General features: G+C 60.1%; 14 protein-coding genes, 2 tRNA genes and 2 riboswitches. Of the genes, 9 read left to right on the plus strand and 7 right to left on the minus strand.

The window, feature by feature from the left end; all coding sequences use genetic code 11:
* Positions 1–34: 34 nt before the first annotated feature.
* Positions 35–108 (minus strand) — tRNA-Asp (locus HMPREF2749_RS04830).
* Between the two features lie 69 nt (positions 109–177).
* Positions 178–250 (minus strand) — tRNA-Glu (locus HMPREF2749_RS04835).
* Between the two features lie 1,007 nt (positions 251–1,257).
* On the opposite strand from HMPREF2749_RS04835, the gene HMPREF2749_RS04840 reads away from it, so the two are divergent.
* Positions 1,258–1,839: a hypothetical protein gene (locus HMPREF2749_RS04840; RefSeq protein WP_049358906.1), complete on the plus strand. Its 582-nt coding sequence runs from the start codon at positions 1,258–1,260 to the stop codon at positions 1,837–1,839.
* A 351-nt stretch (positions 1,840–2,190) separates the two neighbouring features.
* Here the strand turns inward: HMPREF2749_RS04840 and HMPREF2749_RS04845 are convergent, their stop codons facing one another.
* Both HMPREF2749_RS04845 and HMPREF2749_RS04850 read right to left on the minus strand, forming a co-directional pair.
* A complete protein-coding gene (locus HMPREF2749_RS04845) occupies positions 2,191–3,594 on the minus strand; it encodes an FAD-dependent oxidoreductase (protein WP_070593572.1) in 1,404 nt (467 codons plus the stop codon).
* 237 nt (positions 3,595–3,831) lie between these two features.
* Entirely contained in the window at positions 3,832–4,197 is a 366-nt protein-coding gene (locus HMPREF2749_RS04850; RefSeq protein ID WP_070593573.1) for a DUF2218 domain-containing protein, read from the minus strand.
* 362 nt (positions 4,198–4,559) lie between these two features.
* Between HMPREF2749_RS04850 and HMPREF2749_RS04855 the strand changes: the two genes are divergently transcribed.
* On the plus strand, positions 4,560–6,026 hold the full coding sequence (locus HMPREF2749_RS04855) for an NCS2 family permease (protein WP_070593574.1): 1,467 nt from the start codon (positions 4,560–4,562) through the stop codon (positions 6,024–6,026).
* Between the two features lie 313 nt (positions 6,027–6,339).
* Positions 6,340–7,788, plus strand: a complete 1,449-nt coding sequence (locus HMPREF2749_RS04860) for an NCS2 family permease (RefSeq protein WP_070593575.1) — start codon at positions 6,340–6,342, stop codon at positions 7,786–7,788.
* 137 nt (positions 7,789–7,925) lie between these two features.
* On the opposite strand, the gene HMPREF2749_RS04865 is transcribed toward HMPREF2749_RS04860, so the two are convergent.
* Together HMPREF2749_RS04865 and HMPREF2749_RS04870 are read right to left on the minus strand one after the other, a co-directional pair.
* On the minus strand, positions 7,926–8,354 hold the full coding sequence (locus HMPREF2749_RS04865; protein ID WP_070505814.1) for a YchJ family protein: 429 nt from the start codon (positions 8,352–8,354) through the stop codon (positions 7,926–7,928).
* Positions 8,355–8,534: 180 nt separating this feature from the next.
* Positions 8,535–9,962: an LLM class flavin-dependent oxidoreductase gene (locus HMPREF2749_RS04870; RefSeq protein WP_049338264.1), complete on the minus strand. Its 1,428-nt coding sequence runs from the start codon at positions 9,960–9,962 to the stop codon at positions 8,535–8,537.
* A 114-nt stretch (positions 9,963–10,076) separates the two neighbouring features.
* Positions 10,077–10,185: riboswitch (SAM riboswitch) on the minus strand.
* Positions 10,186–10,360: 175 nt separating this feature from the next.
* Positions 10,361–10,457: riboswitch (SAM riboswitch) on the plus strand.
* A 4-nt stretch (positions 10,458–10,461) separates the two neighbouring features.
* Between HMPREF2749_RS04870 and HMPREF2749_RS04875 the strand changes: the two genes are divergently transcribed.
* The 4 genes from HMPREF2749_RS04875 (at position 10,462) to HMPREF2749_RS04890 (ending at position 15,837) form a co-directional block, all read left to right on the plus strand.
* The gene (locus HMPREF2749_RS04875; RefSeq protein WP_049327389.1) at positions 10,462–11,298 is read left to right on the plus strand and encodes an ABC transporter ATP-binding protein; all 837 of its coding nucleotides are present in this window, start codon (positions 10,462–10,464) and stop codon (positions 11,296–11,298) included.
* Between the two features lie 64 nt (positions 11,299–11,362).
* Positions 11,363–12,427 (plus strand): aliphatic sulfonate ABC transporter substrate-binding protein, encoded by a 1,065-nt coding sequence (locus tag HMPREF2749_RS04880; protein WP_070593576.1) that lies wholly within the window; start codon positions 11,363–11,365, stop codon positions 12,425–12,427.
* The gene (locus HMPREF2749_RS04885) at positions 12,427–13,269 is read left to right on the plus strand and encodes an ABC transporter permease (RefSeq protein ID WP_049350468.1); all 843 of its coding nucleotides are present in this window, start codon (positions 12,427–12,429) and stop codon (positions 13,267–13,269) included. Before HMPREF2749_RS04880 ends, HMPREF2749_RS04885 begins: the two co-directional genes overlap by 1 nt.
* A 444-nt stretch (positions 13,270–13,713) precedes the next feature.
* Positions 13,714–15,837 carry an AMP-binding protein gene (locus HMPREF2749_RS04890; protein ID WP_070593577.1) on the plus strand — a complete coding sequence of 708 codons (2,124 nt, stop codon included), beginning with the start codon at positions 13,714–13,716 and terminating at the stop codon, positions 15,835–15,837.
* Positions 15,838–16,005: 168 nt separating this feature from the next.
* Here HMPREF2749_RS04890 and HMPREF2749_RS04895 read toward each other — a convergent pair whose 3' ends face one another.
* Positions 16,006–17,094, minus strand: a complete 1,089-nt coding sequence (locus tag HMPREF2749_RS04895) for a C4-dicarboxylate ABC transporter substrate-binding protein (protein WP_070593578.1) — start codon at positions 17,092–17,094, stop codon at positions 16,006–16,008.
* 233 nt (positions 17,095–17,327) lie between these two features.
* Here HMPREF2749_RS04895 and HMPREF2749_RS04900 point away from each other — a divergent pair, with 233 nt between their 5' ends.
* Entirely contained in the window at positions 17,328–18,179 is an 852-nt protein-coding gene (locus tag HMPREF2749_RS04900; protein WP_049338269.1) for a hypothetical protein, read from the plus strand.
* A 416-nt stretch (positions 18,180–18,595) separates the two neighbouring features.
* The gene (locus tag HMPREF2749_RS04905; protein WP_044151027.1) at positions 18,596–19,288 is read left to right on the plus strand and encodes an SDR family oxidoreductase; all 693 of its coding nucleotides are present in this window, start codon (positions 18,596–18,598) and stop codon (positions 19,286–19,288) included.
* The last annotated feature ends 340 nt before the right edge of the window (positions 19,289–19,628 follow it).

The raw sequence follows: 19,628 nt of genomic DNA on the forward strand, positions 1-19,628 counted from the left end.
GGATGAATAATCATCTGAACTTACGCGGCCAGAGCGACCCCGACGGGACTTGAACCCGCGACCTCCGCCGTGACAGGGCGGCGCGCTAACCAACTGCGCTACGGGGCCTTGTTGGAATCAACAGAAGTAAATTCTATATCATCTAACTTGGCTTTGCAAATCGATATGATTTGCAAGTACCCCCAACGGGATTTGAACCCGTGCTACCGCCGTGAAAGGGCGGCGTCCTAGGCCGCTAGACGATGGGGGCCTAGTCGATCGAACAGGTTCCGTTTTCTTCATCCCGTCGTTCGAACCTCCACTAGTCTATGACAGGTTTGCGGAGGCGCGCAAACCGTTTTGTTCGATTTTGCCCGATTTTGACCCCCATTTTCGACCATTTATAGCCTGACACATATGTGTTTAAGCTTGTCAATGAGGATTCAGAAAAACTTCAAAAAATTTTAAAATTTCTTCACAACACCCCACATCAGGGGCTTTTGGAGGGGTTTTAGCGGCTTTTGGGTACCTACAGAGGCCTCGAGGAAGCCCTATTTCCCGCTCTGATTTCTACAGATTTTCTTCAGAATCTTCCAAAATTTTGCTCCAAAGAGAGTCAAAGATCTTTGAACGACCCTTCACAAGAGTTCCGAAAATCCGTTTTCCGCTCCCCCACTCGCCTCACGGCAGTCCAAAAAATCTCCAAAAAATTTTCAGCACTTTCTGCAGCGCCTATATAAGGTGCACACGGAGGCGCTACCCGGAGTGCAAAAACGCAAGAGAGTGCACGGCGAATTCTGCAGTGAATCCTGCGGCAAATTCTGTGGTGAATCCTGCGATGGACTCCGTGGTGCATCTTCGGTGAATCTGGCGGCGCATCCCTTCAGCAAGACTCGTCTCAACCTTCAAGCGACCCACAAAATTCTGCCACGCAAAGCAACTACAGACCAGAATGCACGTAGATGCAAATATTCATTCTTGGGAATACAATAAACCTGCTTGTCAGACGCTTATTTTTCTCTCAGTGCAGATATCTACGCAATTATGACGACGCAGAAATATAAAGATTTGATAAACCTCTAGCGATTGACAAGGAGAGATGAAAGCTGGCTGAAAATACCCCCTGAAATAGCTTGAAGCCCCCTCTTTGAGCACCGTACTATAGAGGGCGTGAGGTCACTTCCGGACCTTGCACGGGGCCACTTCCGGAGCCCCAGACGTAAAGTCACCGCACATTACAGCACCGATAAACCGCATAGAGATCCAAAGGGGGATCCAGTGTCCGCAACGATGAATCGCCGCATGGCATTCCGTGCACTCGGCGTAGGCACCGCAACCATCGCTCTCGGCTGTGTAGCTGCACCCGCAGCGCAGGCACAGCAGATGGCGCACCCGCAGAAGGCAATGACTGCCGACCAGCAGCTCAAGCTGATCCTGCGCCGCCTAGAGCAGGTACCTGCCCGTTTGAAGTATGCGAAGCCTGGATCCTCCAACCGCGTTAATAGCGGCATTGAGAGCGCACTGGGCAACCTGACCACCGTCCAGGGCACTGACGCAGGCCGTCAGATTGCAAGCGCTAAGGCCGCTGTTCGTAAGTCTGATGGACGCGCCCACGCAGCTCTCTCCCCCGTTGGTGTTATTGCCTGCGTTGTCAGTATTGCAAAGTTTGTCATTCAGCTGGGCATCGCCATTTACAAGCTTATTAAGGCACTCGTTAACGCCTTCAAGCAGTGGAAGACCTTCAAGAACATCGTGAAGGCCGTCATTTCTGGTGAAGCCCGCAAGAAGCTGGGTACTGAAACTGAAACCGTACTCAAGGCCATTTTGGGCATTGAAGACGTCCTCAAAAAGTGTGCATAGTCTACACACCGTACGGCTATGCGCTTGTTTAGAGAGCTAATCTTGGTGTTTCTTTAGCTTTCTAGACCCCGTTAAGGGATGCGCCGCACGTGGAGTCACTGCATGGGCTCGCTGCGCGTCCGGGTAGCCGGAGGGTATGTCCTCGAGTGTCTTCGGCACCTACCCAGCCCACCCCGCATGACCTCATGGTGCGGGGTGGGTTTCTTTAACCGCTCTTTCGATAACTCTTCCGGGCGAGCACTTTCCGAGAGCCCCCTACTCCCCCGCTTCCTTATATATAGACAAAAATCGACCCCGCACCGGTTCACGGTACGGGGTCGATTTCTATGCTCTACGTGCTAGAGGTAAGGATTACTCGCCGCGGGAGATGTTGACCATCTCGTCGCGGTCCACAACCTTCACGCGGGCGCGAGGCTCACCGGCTGCATCCTTGGATGCGGCGCCCAGTGCCTTCTCGTGGTCGTCCAGGCGGTGCCAGCCTTCCCAGGTGGTGTACTTGATGCCCTTGGAGTCCAGGTAGGCGCTGAATGCCTCTGCCTCCGGCTCGGGTGCGGTGTAGAGGTTCTCGCGGTCCTCGAGCAGGTGGGTGATGGTTTCGAGCGCGTCAGACTTGGTGGAGCCGATCAGGCCGACAGGGCCGCGCTTAATCCAACCGGATGCGTACAGGCCGGGAACGACCTCGCCGTTCTCGTCCACGACGCGACCCTCAACGTTGGTGATGACGCCGCGCTTGTCGTCGTAACCGATTTCGGGCAGTTCGGAACCGAAGTAGCCGATTGCGCGGTAGACAGCCTGTACGGGGTAGTCCACGTACTCGCCGGTGCCGATGATGCCGCCGTTGCCGTCGAGCTTGTTGCGTTCCATGCGCAGGCCCACGACCTTGCCGTCTTCGCCGAGGATCTCGTGCGGGGACTGCAGGAAGTGCAGGTGCAGACGGCGGGATGCGGTCTGCTCCTTGGTCTTCTGGTCTTCCAGCCAGCCGCGCAGGGTCTTCATCATGACCTTGGTCTGTGCGTTCTTCTCCATTGCTTCTTCGGAAGCTTCATCGAACTGGAAGTCCTCTTCGTACAGGACGATGTCCACGTCGCGGGAGTGTGCGAGTTCGCGCAGCTCAAGCGGGGTGAACTTCATCTGTGCGGGGCCGCGGCGACCGAAGACGTGCACGTCGGTCACGGGGGAAGCCTTCAGACCCTGGTAGACGTTGTCGGGGATTTCGGTGACGAGCAGGTCGTCAGCGTGCTTGGAGAGGATGCGGGAGACGTCCAGGGCGACGTTGCCGTTACCGAGCACTGCAACCTGCTCAGCTTCGAGCGGCCAGGTGCGGGGGTAGTCGGGGTGGCCGTCGTACCAGGAGACGAAGTCTGCTGCGCCGTAGGAGCCGTCCAGGTCGATGCCCTTAATGTTCAGGGGTGCATCAAAAATCGCGCCGGTTGCGAAGATGATGGCGTCGTAGTGTTCGCGCAGGTCGGCGAGGGTCAGGTCCTTGCCGTATTCGACGTTGCCGAAGAAACGGATGTCGCCGCGGTCCAGGACCTTGTGCAGTGCGGTAATAATGCCCTTGATGCGGGGGTGATCCGGTGCCACACCGTAGCGGATCAGGCCGAAGGGGGCAGGGTAGCGGTCGAAGATGTCGATGGCGACCTCGACGGCGCCGGTGCGGACCTCTTCAGACTTGGTGAGGATGTCGGCGGTGTAAATACCGGCGGGACCTGCACCAATAACGGCGACGCGCAGGGGGCGTGCTGCTTCAGACACGAAAATCTTCCTTTCGAAGTTCACCGGCCGGCGCCCGGTGCGGCGCGAACAGGCGGTGAGCTTAGTGTTCACTTCCTGCCTATTTTACCGGGGATTGACGGGTGTTCGGTGGCTTATATGTCTTCGCCCACTAAATAGGACAATTTTCTGTCACCTAATCCGGGCGGGGTGGTACATCCAGCCCCGGGGGCTATGTATATAGGGCCTAAACATACAACCCGCACAGGGCTGCACAGACTAGGAGGCGGGTACCGCCTCAAAGGTCACGACCAGTTCTTCACGTTCACCGAAGCGGACCAGGTGGCGGCCCAGCACATCCGCCAGACCAGCGGCCAACTCGTCATTAGCGGCGCGCACCTCCATAATGAGGGCGCCCTCGGCTTCGCGCAGGTCGCCGTAGCCGCGGAAAATGCCGTCGCGGTTGAAGGTGAGACGCAGCCCGTCAGGCAGTTCTGCAGTGCCGAGCTTGCGGCCCATGTGCGAGCCGAGCTGCTTGATGTATCGGGCGGGGCGGTCGGTTGCTACGACGGCGCGCTGGCGTACCGGCAGGGATTCCGCGGCGGGGTAATTCTCAGCGGTGTTTTCTTGGGGAGTTTCAGTCACGGTGGGCTCCTTCTCATCTATGCCGAATTCTCATCTATGCCGAAAAAGGCTCACCACACGGAACCTGGCATCCGGCGACGCATGTTTCACCTCGAATATAGCAGAAACTTAGGGTCTACTAACCTAACAAACTATCATTGTTCGCGCAGGGGCGAGAGATAGTTACCGCTATTACGCCTCCCACAAAAGATCTCTGAACGAAAGCTGGGAATTTCCTGGATTAACGCTTAGAGAAACTTTAACCGTAGAATATTTCGGTACAACAGTGTCACCTCCCCAACACACCGGGAAGTGGCACTTTTTTATGCGGGCTCGGAACCCCGAGTCACGCCCCGACTATGAGTATCTACGGATTTTCACGAATGTCTTCTGAGAACACCGCGGCTCCCCAGAACCCCAAGGCAGAAGCCAAGGGCGCACTGGACCGTTACTTCAAGATCACTGAGCGAGGCTCCACCATCGCCGCCGAATTCCGCGGCGGCCTCGCCACCTTCTTCGCGATGAGCTACATCGTCGTGCTGAACCCCCTCATCATCGGCCTCGGCAAGGACGCATCCGGCAACGCGCTCGGCGTACCGCAGGTCGCAGCAATGACCGCACTGGTCGCAGGCGTCATGACCATCCTCATGGGCGTCGTCGCCAAGCAGCCCTTCGCCATGGCGGCAGGCCTCGGCGTGAACGCACTGCTGGCAACCACCATCGCCTCCACCCCCGGACTGACCTGGCCCGCCATCATGGGCCTCGTCGTATGGGCTGGTGTGCTGATGACCATCCTCGTGCTGACCGGCTTCCGCACCGCAGTGTTCAACGCGGTCCCCGAATCGCTTAAGGTCGCAATCGTCGTCGGTATCGGCTTCTTCATCGCCTTCATCGGCCTCGTCAACGCAGGTATCATCCGCCGCATGCCCGACGCAGCAGGCACCACCGTGCCCGTCTCCTTCGGTGTCAGCGGCCACCTGCTCGGCTGGCCCACCCTCGTCTTCATCTTCGGCTTGTTCCTCACCATTGCGCTGTTCATCCGCAACGTGAAGGGTGCAATCCTCTACGGCGTGCTCGCCTCCACCGCTCTCTCCATCATCCTGGAGAAGGTCGTGCCCTCCGGCAGCTCGCTTCAGTCCCCCACCGGCTGGTCCCTGAACGTCCCCGTCTGGGACTCCAACACCAGCAAGCTCCCCGACTTCTCCCTGTTCGGCTCCGCTGACCTGTTCGGTGCCTTCGGCACTCTCGGCGGCATGGCTGCAGTTCTGCTGATCTTCACCATCCTCATCTCCGCGTTCTTCGACGCAATGGGCACCTCCGTCGGTCTCGCGACCGAAGCAGGCACCATCAAGGACGGCCAGATCGAGAACGTCGACAAGGTCCTGCTCGTGGACGCCCTCGGCTCCGTAGTCGGCGGTGGCACTTCCTCCTCCTCCAGCCAGATTTTCGTGGAATCCGCAACCGGTATCGGCGCGGGTGCACGCACCGGTTTTGCGAACATCGTCACCGGCGCGCTGTTCCTCGTCGCAATCTTCCTGTCCCCGCTGGTCACCATCGTTCCCTTCGAAGCTGTTGCACCCGCAATGGTGTTCGTTGGCTTCCTGATGATCCGCCAGGCAGTGAACATCGACTGGAACGACTGGGGTCTGGGTATCCCCGCGTTCATGACCATCATCTTCATGCCCCTGTCCTACTCCATCGCGGACGGTATCGGCGCAGGCTTCCTGTCCTACGTCTTCATCCGCCTGGTGCAGGGCCGCGGCAAGGACGTGCACTGGCTCATGTACGTGGTTTCCGCAGTGTTCCTCATCTTCTTCGCTAACGGCCTGATTACCGGCTGGATGCACTAAATACATCGGGTGCCTCACCCTCCACACGTGGAGGTGCAGGCACCATCAGGGCGGGGTATCGGCACCTTTGGTGTGCCGGTACCCCGCCCTGCGCTATTCTTTCCCCTGCAGCCGACCTAACTACAGGAGCGGGGAAACACCACGTCACCGACCGGATTGCCGCACACAACGCGTTTCACCGGCACAAGCTACGCGGCGGCGCCTACAATGGTTGAACCATTGTGGCGCCCAACCCGGGAAATGCACCCGCGAAATTTACCCGCGAAACCGGCGGCACAACAGTACACACCGAACAACATCAACGGATCCTCACATGTCTGAACCCCAGAAGGCGTCAGCACCCACCAGTGCACTCGACCGCTACTTCAAGATTTCCGAACGCGGCTCCTCCATCGCCGCAGAATTCCGCGGCGGCCTCGCCGCATTCTTCGCCATGAGCTACATCGTGGTGCTGAACCCCCTCGTCATCGGTACCGGTGCTGACGCTTCCGAGCGCACCCTCGGTATCGCACCCGTCGCGGCTGTGACCGCGCTGGTTGCCGGCGTGATGACCATCCTCATGGGTGTTATCGCTAAGCAGCCCTTCGCCATGGCGGCTGGCCTGGGCGTGAACGCGCTGCTCGCCTCCACCATTGCCACCACCCCGAACCTGACCTGGGCAGACATCATGGGCCTGGTCGTTCTTGCCGGTCTAATCATGACCGTTCTGGTGCTCACCGGCTTCCGTACCGCGGTGTTTGAGGCGGTCCCTGAGTCGCTCAAGACCGCGATTGTGGTCGGTATCGGCTTCTTCATTTCCTTTATCGGTCTGGTCGACTCCGGCATTATCCGCCGCATGCCTGACGCAGCCGGCACCACCGTTCCGGTGAGCCTCGGCGCGGGCGGTCACCTGCTCGGCTGGCCCACCCTCGTCTTCCTCTTCGGCTTGTTCTTCACCATCGCCCTGTTCATCCGTAACGTGAAGGGTGCGATCCTGTGGGGCGTGCTCGCCTCCACCGCGCTGTCCCTGATTCTGGAGGCGGTTGTCCCCTCCGGTTCTGTGAAGGAGGCGGCGACCGGCTGGTCCCTGAACGTGCCTTCCCTGGCGGACATGAAGTTCACCACCCCGAACTTCTCCCTCATCGGTTCCGCTGACCTGTTCGGCGCATTCACCCACATCGGCCCGCTGGCTGCGTCGCTGCTGGTGTTCACCATTCTGCTGTCTGTGTTCTTCGACGCGATGGGCGTTTCGGTCGGTCTTGCCGCCGAGGCTGGCACCATGAAGGACGGCAAGGTTGAGGACATCGACAAGGTCCTGCTCGTGGATGCGTTCGGTTCCGTTGTTGGTGGTGGCGCGTCCGGTTCGGCGAACCAGATTTTCGTGGAGTCCGCTACGGGTATTGGTGCGGGCGCACGCACCGGTTTCGCGAACATTGTGACCGGTGTGCTGTTCCTGCTGGCGATTTTCATCTCGCCCCTGGTCACCATCGTTCCCTTCGAGGCGGTTGCCCCCGCACTGGTTGTGGTCGGCTTCCTGATGATCCGCCAGGCTGTGAATATTGACTGGACTGACTGGGGTCTGGGCATCCCGGCGTTCCTGACCATTATTTTCATGCCGCTGTCGTACTCGATTGCGAACGGTATTGGCGCCGGTTTCGTGTCCTACACCTTCATTCGCCTGGTGCAGGGCCGCGGCAAGGACGTGCACTGGCTGATGTACCTGGTGTCCGCGGTGTTCGTGATTTACTTCGGTATGGGCATCATTAACGGCTGGACTAGCTAAGTCCAACAGTCCCGATAGTTAGCCTCGTTGAGAGGCGTCAACAAAGAATGGCAGAATCGTTCCGGTTTCGGAATGATTCTGCCATTTCTTCTATGCCCACACTCTGCACGTATGAGAGGCAGGGAAAGTTACGAGATTTAGCGGACGTCTCCATCCACATAGAGCCAGGTGCCGCCCACCTTCTCAAAGCGCGACAGCTCATGCATGCTGCCCTTCACCCGCTCCTCCGCAGGGACACCCGGCACCGAACGGTAATACGCAACGAACTCCACCGTACCGGACGCATCAAACGGGCCACCCGAAGCACCCAGAATATCCAGGCGATACCAGCGGATATCATCCTCCAACTCCAAGGTAGCCGGGCGAGTACTCGGATGCCAGCTCGCCAGCAGGTACGCCGCATCCCCGGTCGCAAACGCGGTAAAACGCGAGCGCATCAGCTGCTCCGGCGCGGGAGCAGTCAGCGTGCCGGAGGCGGCAAACTCGCCCAGGAACCTGCCGCAGCAGGTGCCGTACACCTCGCCGCTCGAGCAGGGGCAGCGGTCATCATGGTTAAGTTCAATCATGCCAACCAGTATAAAGAAAGCGCCGCGTCAAGAAGGTGCCCTGTATCAAGAAAGCGACGGCGGCACAGCGCAAAGAAACGCCCGCCCTGCCGGGGATACAAATCCTCCAGCAGAACGGGCGTTCTTGTTTTCAATCGTTAAGTTTGAGCGAACCTACACGGCACGCTTCAGCGGCAACGCTTATTCAGCGATCGCGCGAGCCGGGGTGTCAGCAGCCGAAGGCTTACCCACGTATGCGCCGCGGTACTTAGCAGCCGGGTGGGAGTCAGCAACCTTGGTGTGGCCCTTACCGAAGATGTTCTCACGCAGGGTGTTGCCCTCGTACTCGGTGCGGTAGCGGCCGCGCTTCTGCAGCTCGGGAACAACGTACTCGATGAAGTCCTCGAAGGAGCCCGGGGAGACGTGGTACGCCAGGTTGATGCCGTCCAGGCCACCCTCGTCAATCCAGCGCTCAAGCTCGTCAGCAACCTGAACCGGGTCACCAACAATGACCTCGCCCATGCCGCCGAGGGTGGTGTGCTCAGCGATGGCCTTGCGGGTCCACTTCTTGTCCTTCGCCTGCAGGGTGAAGGGGGTCAGGAAGGACTGAATCGACTCGGTCTGCACGTAGTTCAGGACCTCGTCCTCGTCGAACTGGGACAGGTCAACACCGGACCAGCCGCCGATGATAGCCTGTGCAGAGTCGAGGTTGATGTACTTCTTGTACTCCTCGTACTTTGCCTTTGCCTTCTCCTCGGTCTCATCCACGATGACGGAGAGCATTGCGAGGATCTTGACGTCGTCGCGGCTACGGCCCTGCTCCTCGGCAGAGGCACGGATACGGTCGGTCACAACGCGGGTCAGGTCCGGGCGCAGAGCGCTGATGAACACAGCCTCAGCGTGCTTACCGGAGAACTTCTGGCCGCGGCTGGATGCGCCAGCCTGGAAAATCACGGGGGTGCGCTGCGGGCTCGGCTCGGTCAGGGAGATGCCGGGCACGGAGAAGTACTTACCCTTGTGACCAATCGGGTGGACCTTGGAGGGGTCAGCGTAGACGCCGCGCTCACGGTCCTTGACTACTGCGCCGTCTTCCCAGGAGCCTTCCCACAGCTTGTAGCAGACGTCCAGGAACTCGTCGGCGATTTCGTAGCGCTCGTCGTGCGGAATCTGGGTGGGCAGGCCCTGGTTCTCAGCAGCCGAAGGCAGGTAAGAGGTCACAACGTTGAAGCCGACGCGGCCCTCGGTGAGGTGGTCGAGGGAGGCGTAGCGGCGAGCCAGAGTGTAGGGCTGCTCGAAAGTAGCGGCAGCAGTCACACCGAAGCCGAGGTGCTCGGTCACTGCAGCCATTGCAGAAATCTGGGTTGCGGGGTCATTCACGGGAACCTGAGCGGCACCCTCAATGGCGGGAGCGGCAGAGTTCTTGTACACGTCGTAGATGCCGACAACATCAGCGATGAACACGGCGTCGAACAGGCCGCGCTCAAGGGTCTTAGCCAGGTCAGTCCAGTACTTGATGGTGTTGTACTCGGTTGCGCGGGAGCGCGGGTGACGCCAGAGGTCGAAGCTCTGGTGACCGATGCAGGTCATTTCGAATGCGTTAACTACGATGCGCTTCTTCTGCTCAGCCATCGATTTTCCTTTCGCGAATGATCGGGGACGATCGGGTTTGTACCCTGCACCCCGCGCGCCGCCTCCTTCTTGCCTTCTGCGTTCGGTGGTGGCCTTCGTGCAGGTGGCGCGTTCGCGCCGTACTTGCCTCTTTTCGTTGAGGCCAGATCATCATCTGGGGCACCCCGCTACGGGAGAGGGTTGCCGCCCGGCTAGCCAGAGCTTAGCGCCGGGACTCATGATCTCGTGGTTTGAGTGTACGGGGCGCGCGGGAGGGAGGTCACGTTTGTGACGAAAAAATCTTTTTGTGACGTGGAACCGAAATATTTCGTGATAAATGCGAAATATACGGTCATAGAAATTCATACGCGCCCGCCGGGTTGATTGAGGCACGCCACAGCCCATAGGGTGGGAGAAGCAAACCATCCAGAGCGACTGAGAGACCTGGCTCCACGACGTCGCAGCAACCGACACGGATTCTTCCGCCCCCGGTGCTAACGCCAGGAACGATGGAAGTGACATGACACTCAACAGTGCAGTAACTGACGTACCCACCAGTGAAAAGAACGGCCGCCGTGCCGTATCCACCGCCGCCGTCCCCTTGAGCTTTGAAGACGTCGGACAGTCTTTCCCCGTGCCCGGCGGAACCCACGAAGTTCTTCGCGGAGTCTCCTTCACCGCAGCCCCCGGCGAGATTATCTCCGTCATCGGATCCTCCGGATGCGGCAAATCCACCCTCCTGCGTGCAGCAGCAGGCCTGAACCGCATCACCGCAGGTACCGTGCGTATCGGCGAGAAGGCAGTGACCGGCCTCGACCCCCGCGTAGCTATCGGCTTTCAGGAACCGCGCCTGCTCCCCTGGCGCACCGTCGCCGACAACGTGGCACTCGGACTGCCGCAGGGCACCAAAAAATCTGAAGGCGCAGCATCCGTAGCGCGCCTGCTCGACCTGGTCGGCCTGGGCGAATACGCAACCCACCGTCCCAAGGAAATTTCAGGCGGTATGGCTCAGCGCGTGTCCCTGGCGCGAGCGCTCGCACGCAACCCCGGCGTGCTGTTGCTCGACGAGCCCTTCGGTGCTCTAGACGCGCTGACCCGCATCAACATGCAGGATTTGCTGTTGGACGTGCACCGTCAAGATCCGACCACGATTCTGCTGGTCACCCACGATGTGGAAGAGGCGCTGTACCTCTCTGACCGGGTGATTGTCCTCGGTAAGGACACCCCGGAGGCGCCCGCCACCATCCAGCGCATTGTGACCGTTGACCGCTCTCACCCGCGTGACCGCGCCGATGCAGAGATCACGGCGCTGCGCAGCGAACTGCTGGCTGAGCTCGGCGTGGAAGATAACGCCTAAAGCCGCCACGAAACGCATTTCTCACACATCACATCATCATCTTCAGAAGCGAAAAGATTTCATCATGACTTACTCCCCGTCTCGCCGTACCGCCCTCAAGTCCCTTGCCGCAGCCGCCGCTTTTGCTACTCTGCTCAGCGCCTGCGCCGGTGAAGGGTCCGGTTCCGCTAACGCCTCCGGTGCTGCCGGTGGTGGCGACCAGAACACCGTGACCATTGACTACGCGACCTACAACCCGCTGTCCCTGATTATCCGCAAGAAGGGTTGGCTTGAGACTGCCCTCGCCGCGGAGGGTAAGAAGGTTGAGTGGGTCAAGTCGGCCGGTTCGAACAAGGCGAATGAGGCGCTGCGTAGCGGCAATATTGATGTCGGCTCGACCGCCGGTTCGGCGGCGCTGCTGGCACGCGCTAATGGCTCCCCCATCAAGGTCATTAGCCTCTACTCGCAGCCGGAGTGGTCGGCTCTGGTGACCCGCAAGGATTCGGGCATCACCAAGGTTGCGGACCTGAAGGGTAAGACCGTTGCCGTGACCAAGGGTACTGACCCGTACTTCCTGCTGCTGCAGGCACTCAAGCAGGAGGGTATTTCCGCTTCGGATCTGACCATTCAGAACCTGCAGCACGCCGACGGTCGCACCGCCCTGGATAACGGTCAGGTCAACGCGTGGAGCGGCCTGGATCCGATCATGGCTGCCGCAGAGGTGGAAAGCGGCGACGTGCTCTTCTACCGCAACCTGAACTTCAACACCTACGGCTTCCTGAACGCGACCGAGAAGTTCATTCAGTCCAACCCGACCGCCGCACAGGCCATCGTGGACGTGTACGAGTACGCTCGCGCCTGGGCTAAGAAGAACCCCGAAGAGGCTGTGAAGATTGTCGAGGAGGAGTCCGGCATTAAGCACGAGACCGCCCAGGTCGTCATGGAGCGCACCCACCTGGATATCGACCCGGTTCCGGGCGCTAAGCAGGTTGAGGTTCTCAAGGGCGTCGGCCCGATCCTGGTGGAGTCCGGCGACGTTCCCTCCCAGTCCGACGTGGACAAGGCACTGAACAGCATTGTGGACGACCAGTTCGCAAAGAAGGCTGACAGCGCAGCCGTTGAGAAGATCGCAAAGGTGGTTGAGAAGTAATGACCGCCGCAACGATTACCGCCGCCTCCAGCGCTCGCGCTGAGCGTGCCGAGAAGCGTGTCTCTTCCGTGAAGCTGCCGTCGAACCCGTTCGCCGGTAAGCAGTACCTGGGCCTGATTCTTCCCCTGGCGCTGATTGCCCTCTGGTACATTCTGAGCACGAACGGCGTGTTCACCCAGGTTCAGCTGCCCTCCCCCGACCGTGTGGTCAGCGCCGGTGTTGAGCTGGCACAGCGCGGCGAGTTGGGCCGCCACGTGGCGATTTCTACTCAGCGTGTGCTGATTGGTTTCGGTATTGGTGCCGTGCTCGGCCTGGTGCTTGGTGCGCTGATTGGCTTGTCTGCGCCGGTGCGTCTGATTGCCGCACCGACCATTGGTGCGCTACGTGCCGTGCCGTCCCTGGCGTGGGTTCCGCTGCTTCTGCTGTGGATCGGTATCGGCGAGAATTCCAAGGTGACCCTGGTTGCTATTGGTGCGTTCTTCCCGGTGTACACCACGGTTTCTGCGGCTCTGGCGCACGTTGACCCCAAGCTTGTGGAGGCGGCACGCGCCTTCGGTCTGAAGGGTCTGCGCCTGTTCACCACGGTTCAGCTTCCCGCGGTTCTGCCGTCGGTCGTTTCGGGTCTGCGTCTGGCGCTGGCTCAGGCGTGGCTGTTCCTGGTCGCCGCTGAGCTGCTGGGTGCATCCATGGGCCTGGGTTACCTGCTGACCGACTCGCAGAACAACGGCCGCACCGACCGCCTGCTGCTGGCCATTGTGGCGCTGGCGGTGCTCGGTAAGATTACCGACGCGCTGGTGGGCGTGTTCGAGCGCTGGGTGAAGGCGAAGTACCCCAGCAACTAACGCCACCAGCAACTAGCACCACAGCTAAACGTAACACTCAGCACGCGCTGAGTTTTAGGAGAGATGTCCGCCGCGTGGCTGCTCCCCAAAGGTGAGCTAATCATCGCTACGCGCCGGAGAAAGAAGTCGGCGGGGAAACCTGTCGCCTACTGAATGATGATGATGAATCCCGCCCCGCGCCCCACAGCAGTGAGCGCGGGGCGGGGTCTTTAAATATGTCGTTATATTACGAACTGGTACTCACCATTCCGAATATGACGGTCCCCTTTGCGTCCACCCCCTCGAGCGCGCTTTACTAAGAAGGCAAACCATCCAGAGCGACCGAGAGACCTGGCTCCGTGACGTCGCAGCAACCCCCTCGCCAACGCACACACAGACCCCACGGTCACACAGACAGCGGCGCGGCGAGCAAGGGTGCTAATGCCAGCAACCGATGGGAGAATAATGGGACTGCCCACCCCCTACTCGTTCACCGACCCGCTGAACCCCACTCCGAACCCCGCGCTCGAATCTGACGAGGCACGCGTCGAGTTCTGGGAGAAGCAGGCGCAGCGCCTCACCTGGGCTGAGCCCTGGCACACCGCGCACCGCTTCGAGAAGCCGAAGTCCCTCGGCTTCGATGAGGACGGCATCGAACAGTTCACGATTCCCGAAATTAAGTGGTTCGAGGGCGGTAAGCTGAACGTCGCCTACAACTGCGTAGACCGCCACGTGGAGGCGGGCCGCGGCGACAAGGTCGCCCTCTACTTTGAAGGTGAACCCGGCGACCGCGAAGCCATCACCTACGCCGAGCTGCAGCGCCGCATCGCGAAGGCAGCGAACGGCCTGCTGTCCCTGGGCGTGCGCAAGGGTGACCGCGTGGTCATCTACCTGCCCGTCATCCCCGAAACCATTATCTTCACCCTCGCCTGCGCGCGTATTGGTGCGATTCACTCGCTCGTGTTCGGTGGTTTCTCCGCCGAGGCGCTGAAGTTCCGTGTGGAAGACACCGGCGCGAAGGTTCTCATCACCACCGACGGCCAGAACCGCCGCGGCAAGGTCGTTCCCGTGAAGGTCAACGCCGACGAAGCATGCTCCGGTGAGAACAACATCGAGCACGTTATCGTGGTGGACCGCACCAGCGCCTCCGACCCGGTGGCGCACGCCGCTGTGCCGTGGACTGAGGGCCGCGACGTCTGGTACCACGACCTGGTGGACGACCAGCCGGATACTCACGCCTACGAACTGCACGACGCCGAGGATCCGCTGTTCATTATTTACACCTCCGGCACGACCGGTAAGCCCAAGGGTCTGGTGCACACCATGGCTGGATACCTGGTGCAGACCGCGTACACTCACGCGCTGCTGTACGATCTGCTGCCGGATTACGTGGACGAGAACGGCGTGCTGCGCCCCGACGAGCTGTCGGCTGTTAATGACCCGGAAAAGGTTGAGTCCACCGTTCACTGGTGCACCGCCGACCTGGCGTGGGTGACCGCGCACACCTACGAAATCTACGGTCCGCTGGTCAACGGCGTGTCCGAGGTGATTTACGAGGGTACCCCGAACACCCCGCACTACGGTCGCCACTTCGAGGTCATCGAACGCTACGGCGTGACCAACTACTACACCGCGCCGACCCTGATTCGCTCCCTCATGGGTGCGTTCCCGAACGGCCCGGAGCCCGGCAAGTACGACTTCTCGACCGTGCGTCTGCTCGGTTCGGTGGGTGAATCCATTAACCCGGAGGCGTGGCGCTGGCTGCGTCAGCACGTGGGCGGCGGCACCGCGGCGTTCATCGACACCTGGTGGCAGTCTGAAACCGGTTCGACCGTGTGCTCCCCGCGCCCGCACGACCCCGCATTCGCACCCGAGGGCACCTACCCGGAGGGTACCCCGCACTGCACTCCCCTGCCCGGTTGCGCTACCCGTGCCGTTCCCGGCGTGTCCACCCGCGTGGTGGATGAGCACGGCGACCCGGTCGAACCCGGTAAGCAGGGCTTCATCGTGGTCGATAAGATTGGCCCCTCGATGGCTCGTACCGTGTGGCAGAACCCGCAGCGTTACCTGGATTCCTACTGGCGTCACTACGGCGAGCGCGGCTGGTTCCTCGCTGGCGACGGCGCGAAGGAAGACGAAGAGGGTAACGTGTACATCCTCGGCCGTATTGATGACGTGATTAACATTTCGGGTCACCGCCTGTCCACGATTGAGATTGAGTCGGCTCTGGTGACTCACCCGGCTGTGGTTGAGGCTGGTGTCTGCCCCGTGGAGGATGAGCTGACCGGTCACCAGGCGGTTGCCTACGTGACGCTCACCGATGAGGGTAAGGACCTGACTGAGGATGAGTTGAAGGCAGCGCTGACCGCGCACGTGCGTGAGCACATTGGCCCGATTGCTAAGCCGAAGGATGTTGTGGCAGTTGCTGATATCCCGAAGACTCGTTCGGGTAAGATTACTCGCCGTCTGCTTGGTGAGCTGTACCAGGGCCGTTCTTTGGGCGATGTTTCTTCGCTGCAGAACGAGGAGGCGCTGGGCCACATTGCGCAGGTGCTGGTGGATACCGGCCGCGTGAGCGAGGCTGTCTAGGCTCTGTTGCTGAGCTGAGCACTGTGCCGAGCTGCACGCTGCGCTGAGCTGAAAGCTACATAGAGTAAAGGTGCGGATACCGAATGATGATTCGGTATCCGCACCTTTTGCTATGCCATTTTACTGAGCTGACAAGGCTCTCTGTTGGCGTTGCGCCACCTATTCAGCCTACTTAATCAGGCCCAGCGAACGAGCGTGTTCGGCGGTAATACCGCTCGGCTCAATGTGCTCGGGGCCCTTGTCCTTCTCGGGGTGCTCGGTCGCCTGGAAGCGGATCATCTTCACATCGTTTGCGGCACCCAGGTTCGTGATCATGCCGTCACCGTTCAGGTCCACGGACACCGGCTCGGTGTCGATTTTGCCGTTGCCGTTGAAGTCAATCGGCTGGTTGGCGGGCTTGCCCTTGTACAGGAAGCCAGCCGCGCGGGGACCGAAGCCACGCGCCTCGTACAGCTTCGCCTCGTTGAGCATGCGGTATTCGGCGGTGGAGTAGCCGAAGTAGCGGCTACCGTCAGCCATGGGCACGCCGGTGAGGGTGTACTGGTAGTTCATGACGCTGTAGTAGTTGGGCTTGTAGTTGATTTCGTCCCAGCCGCCGTGGCTCAGTGCGAGGTTGTGGCCGAGCTCGTGCACGAACACTGCCACGCGGATGTTGCTGCTTGCCTCGCCCCAGAAGGTCGGGCCGACGGTGACCATAAAGTTACGACCGCCAAAGTTAGCGATACCGGAGGAGTAGCTGTTGTCGTAGTAGTCGCCCCAGATCATGTAGTGGAAGGTGCCTTCGCGGGCGGGGTTGAACTTACCTTCGGTTGCCTTGATTCGGTGGAGCGCCTTGAATTCGCTGTCGAGTGCCTGGTAGCTGATTTCGTTGCCGCCGCCCAGGTTGTACTTGGCGCTGCGGGCGCTACCGGCGTCCAGGTGGATGTTCACGCCGGTAGTGCCGTCGGGGTTGCGCAGGGGCAGGTCGGCATAAATCTTGGTGATGCGGTCCAGTTCGTCTTCGCTGGGCAGCAGACCTGCCATGTAGTCCATCTCAACGAAGATGTCCTTGTGGTTGGGGTCTGCGCCCATTGCGGGGAAGTCGACGTCGATTTTGCCGTCGCCGTCAGCGTCGTAGCCCTTCATTTCCCAGGTGTTGGGGATGCCGTCGCCGTCAATATCGGGGCTGTAGGCGTTTGCTGCGGGGGCTGCGATAGTGCCCAGGCAGAGCACTGCGAGGGAGGCAAGCGTGACGCGTGCGCTCTTCATAAATGCCATGTTGTGTTCCTTCAGTGTGTGGTGACCGGTGGTGTTTCTGTGGAGTTTTCCGGGAGGGCGTTCTCCACGGTTTCCATGATGCTCCCGTTTCACGTATTAGGTGAGCTGGGTGCCGCAATGTTCATACATTGAAGTAAAAGTTGAGATAATTTTGAAGATGAGCTGAATTACATTAGAGTATCAGTAATTCAAATCACATGCATCACCACATTTTTCACAACAAGAGAGATCCCATGACTTCTTCCTCGAACACCACTAACGGTCTGAACCGCCGCGCACTCATCAAGGGTGCCGCATGGAGCACCCCCGTCATCGCAACCGCCGCAGCGGTACCCGCCTACGCGGCATCCACCGACGCGCAGGAAACCCCGACCCTGAAGTTCGGTGTCTTCACCCAGGCGTTCAACTCGAACCCCTCCAACGACTTTGATACCCGCTACGGTCTGGACTCCTACACCGTGCAGGTTCCCAACATCAGCGCAACCTCCACCACCCCGCAGAGCCGCGGCGGCGGCACCTTCACCCCCGGAGGTAGCGTCGGTGCCGGCCTGTACGGTGGCGCGGGTCTGTGGATTTCCGCACCCATCAACTCCAAGGGCGAGTTCCAGGGCAGCTCCTGGCTGTACCCTCAGGCGCATCTGCAGGTGACCTTCGAGTTCACTTTCCCCACCGCCGAGGATGTCACCGACCCGCTGCTGTGGGATGTCGATAACGACGTTGAGATCCCGGCACTCGCCAAGAGTGCGGGCGGCGCAAAGACCAACAACCCCGCCGTGGCGGCGTTCAACGGCATCGCATACACCGCGAAGTTCTACGAGCCGACCATCGAGGACAACGTCTGGACCGGCGTACTGGACATCCGCACCTCCGACTACCTGGAAGCCACCGCGAAGGACGGCGTGAGCTACGCGCAGGTGCTGGCTTCGCTGGTTCCGGTGTACTTCACCGAGGTGACCTCCAGCTACACTCTGACCACCACCGCTCAGATCACCAGCGGTAGCGTCGCAATGCAGCTGACCGAGGGTGGCGAGTACACCTTCCAGGACCTGGCTGGTTTGCGCGCTTCGGCGACCATCACCCGCTAAGGGAAATGACCCGCTAAGACAGCGAATTTAAACACCGGGGGCCCGGCATCCGTTATGGATGCCGGGCCCCTCGCCGTGTTTAAGGCTTGGACTATCGGGCACCGCCGGTAGCTGCTAGAGGCTAGTCCTTCGCGGGAACCAGACCCTCAGCTGGTAGCAATAGTTCATGACGCTCAGGTAGTTCGGCTTGTCGTTCACGTCATCGGTGCCGCCGGGCAATAAAAACCTAGCACTTCATCATAACGCCGTCTTGAGCCCCGCACGAGAATTCTCATCATGCGGTGCTGTTTGAGCGCATCAGCACAGGGAATGCGGGTATCTGTCGTTCTCGGGAAGCATAAGAAAAACCATAGACGTTGCGGCACAGCAAGCCTATTCTGGATATACAAGTATTTTTCAACATACAGGAGGATACGATGGCTAACGTTACGATCATTGGCGGGCACGGCAAGGTTGCTCTTCTGGCCGAGCCGCTGCTGGTGGAGCGCGGGCATGCGGTCAATGCGCTTATTCGCAGGCCGGAGCAGTCAGAGGATATTGTCACGCGCGGGGCGAACCCTGTGGTCGCTGACATTACCGCGTTGAGCACCGAGGAGATGGCGAAGCTCTTCAAGGATTTACATACAGAAGTGCTGGTGTGGTCCGCGGGTGCGGGCGGTGTAGGTGGCCCCGAACGCACCTATGCGATTGACCGTGACGCTGCGATCCGGTCGATGGATGCGGCGCGGCTGGCCGGTATTAAACGGTACGTGATGGTATCGTACCTGGGCGCGGGTTCCGGGCACGGCATCGACCCTGATGACAGTTTTTACGCCTACGCCGAGTCGAAGACGATCGCCGATGAGCACCTGCGCGGCTCGGGGCTGGATTACACGATTCTGGGGCCGGGGACGCTCACCCTTGAGGAGGCAGGCGGCATTACTCTGGGGATTGAGCCCGCCCACACGCCCGGCGCCGAATCTAATACTCCGCGGGCCACCGTTGCCCAGGTGCTGGCGGCGGTTCTTGAGGACCCGTCCACGGTTGGGAAGGCGCTCCCGTTTATTGGCGGGCCCACCCCGATAGCTCAGGCTCTCGCATCGGCGCCTAACAGCAATAAGCTGCGCTAGGGTTTGCCGGATGCACCCGCCCCGGCTGAGTGCGGACGCGTCCCGAGCCTCTTCACGGGTTTGGGGCGTGTTTTTCTCTCACGCAAGGTTGGTGCCGCATCGCTCAGTATCCTAAAGTACCATGTATTTTTAGAGCAACTGCAAGAGGTTCCCGTGGGATTCTTCGATCTCTTCGCCGACAAAACCCCGGACGAGCCCGCCGAGGCGTAGCTTACCAGGACATTTCTGGTCTGACTGCTTCGGCGACCATTACCCGCTAAGGGGCATGAGCCGCTAAGACAGCGAATTTAAAACACCAGGGGCCCGGCATCCATACTGGATGCCGGGCCCCTCTCTGCTT

It is taken from the genome of Rothia sp. HMSC075F09, assembly GCF_001810515.1.
In the GTDB taxonomy this organism is placed as follows: Bacteria; Actinomycetota; Actinomycetes; order Actinomycetales; family Micrococcaceae; genus Rothia.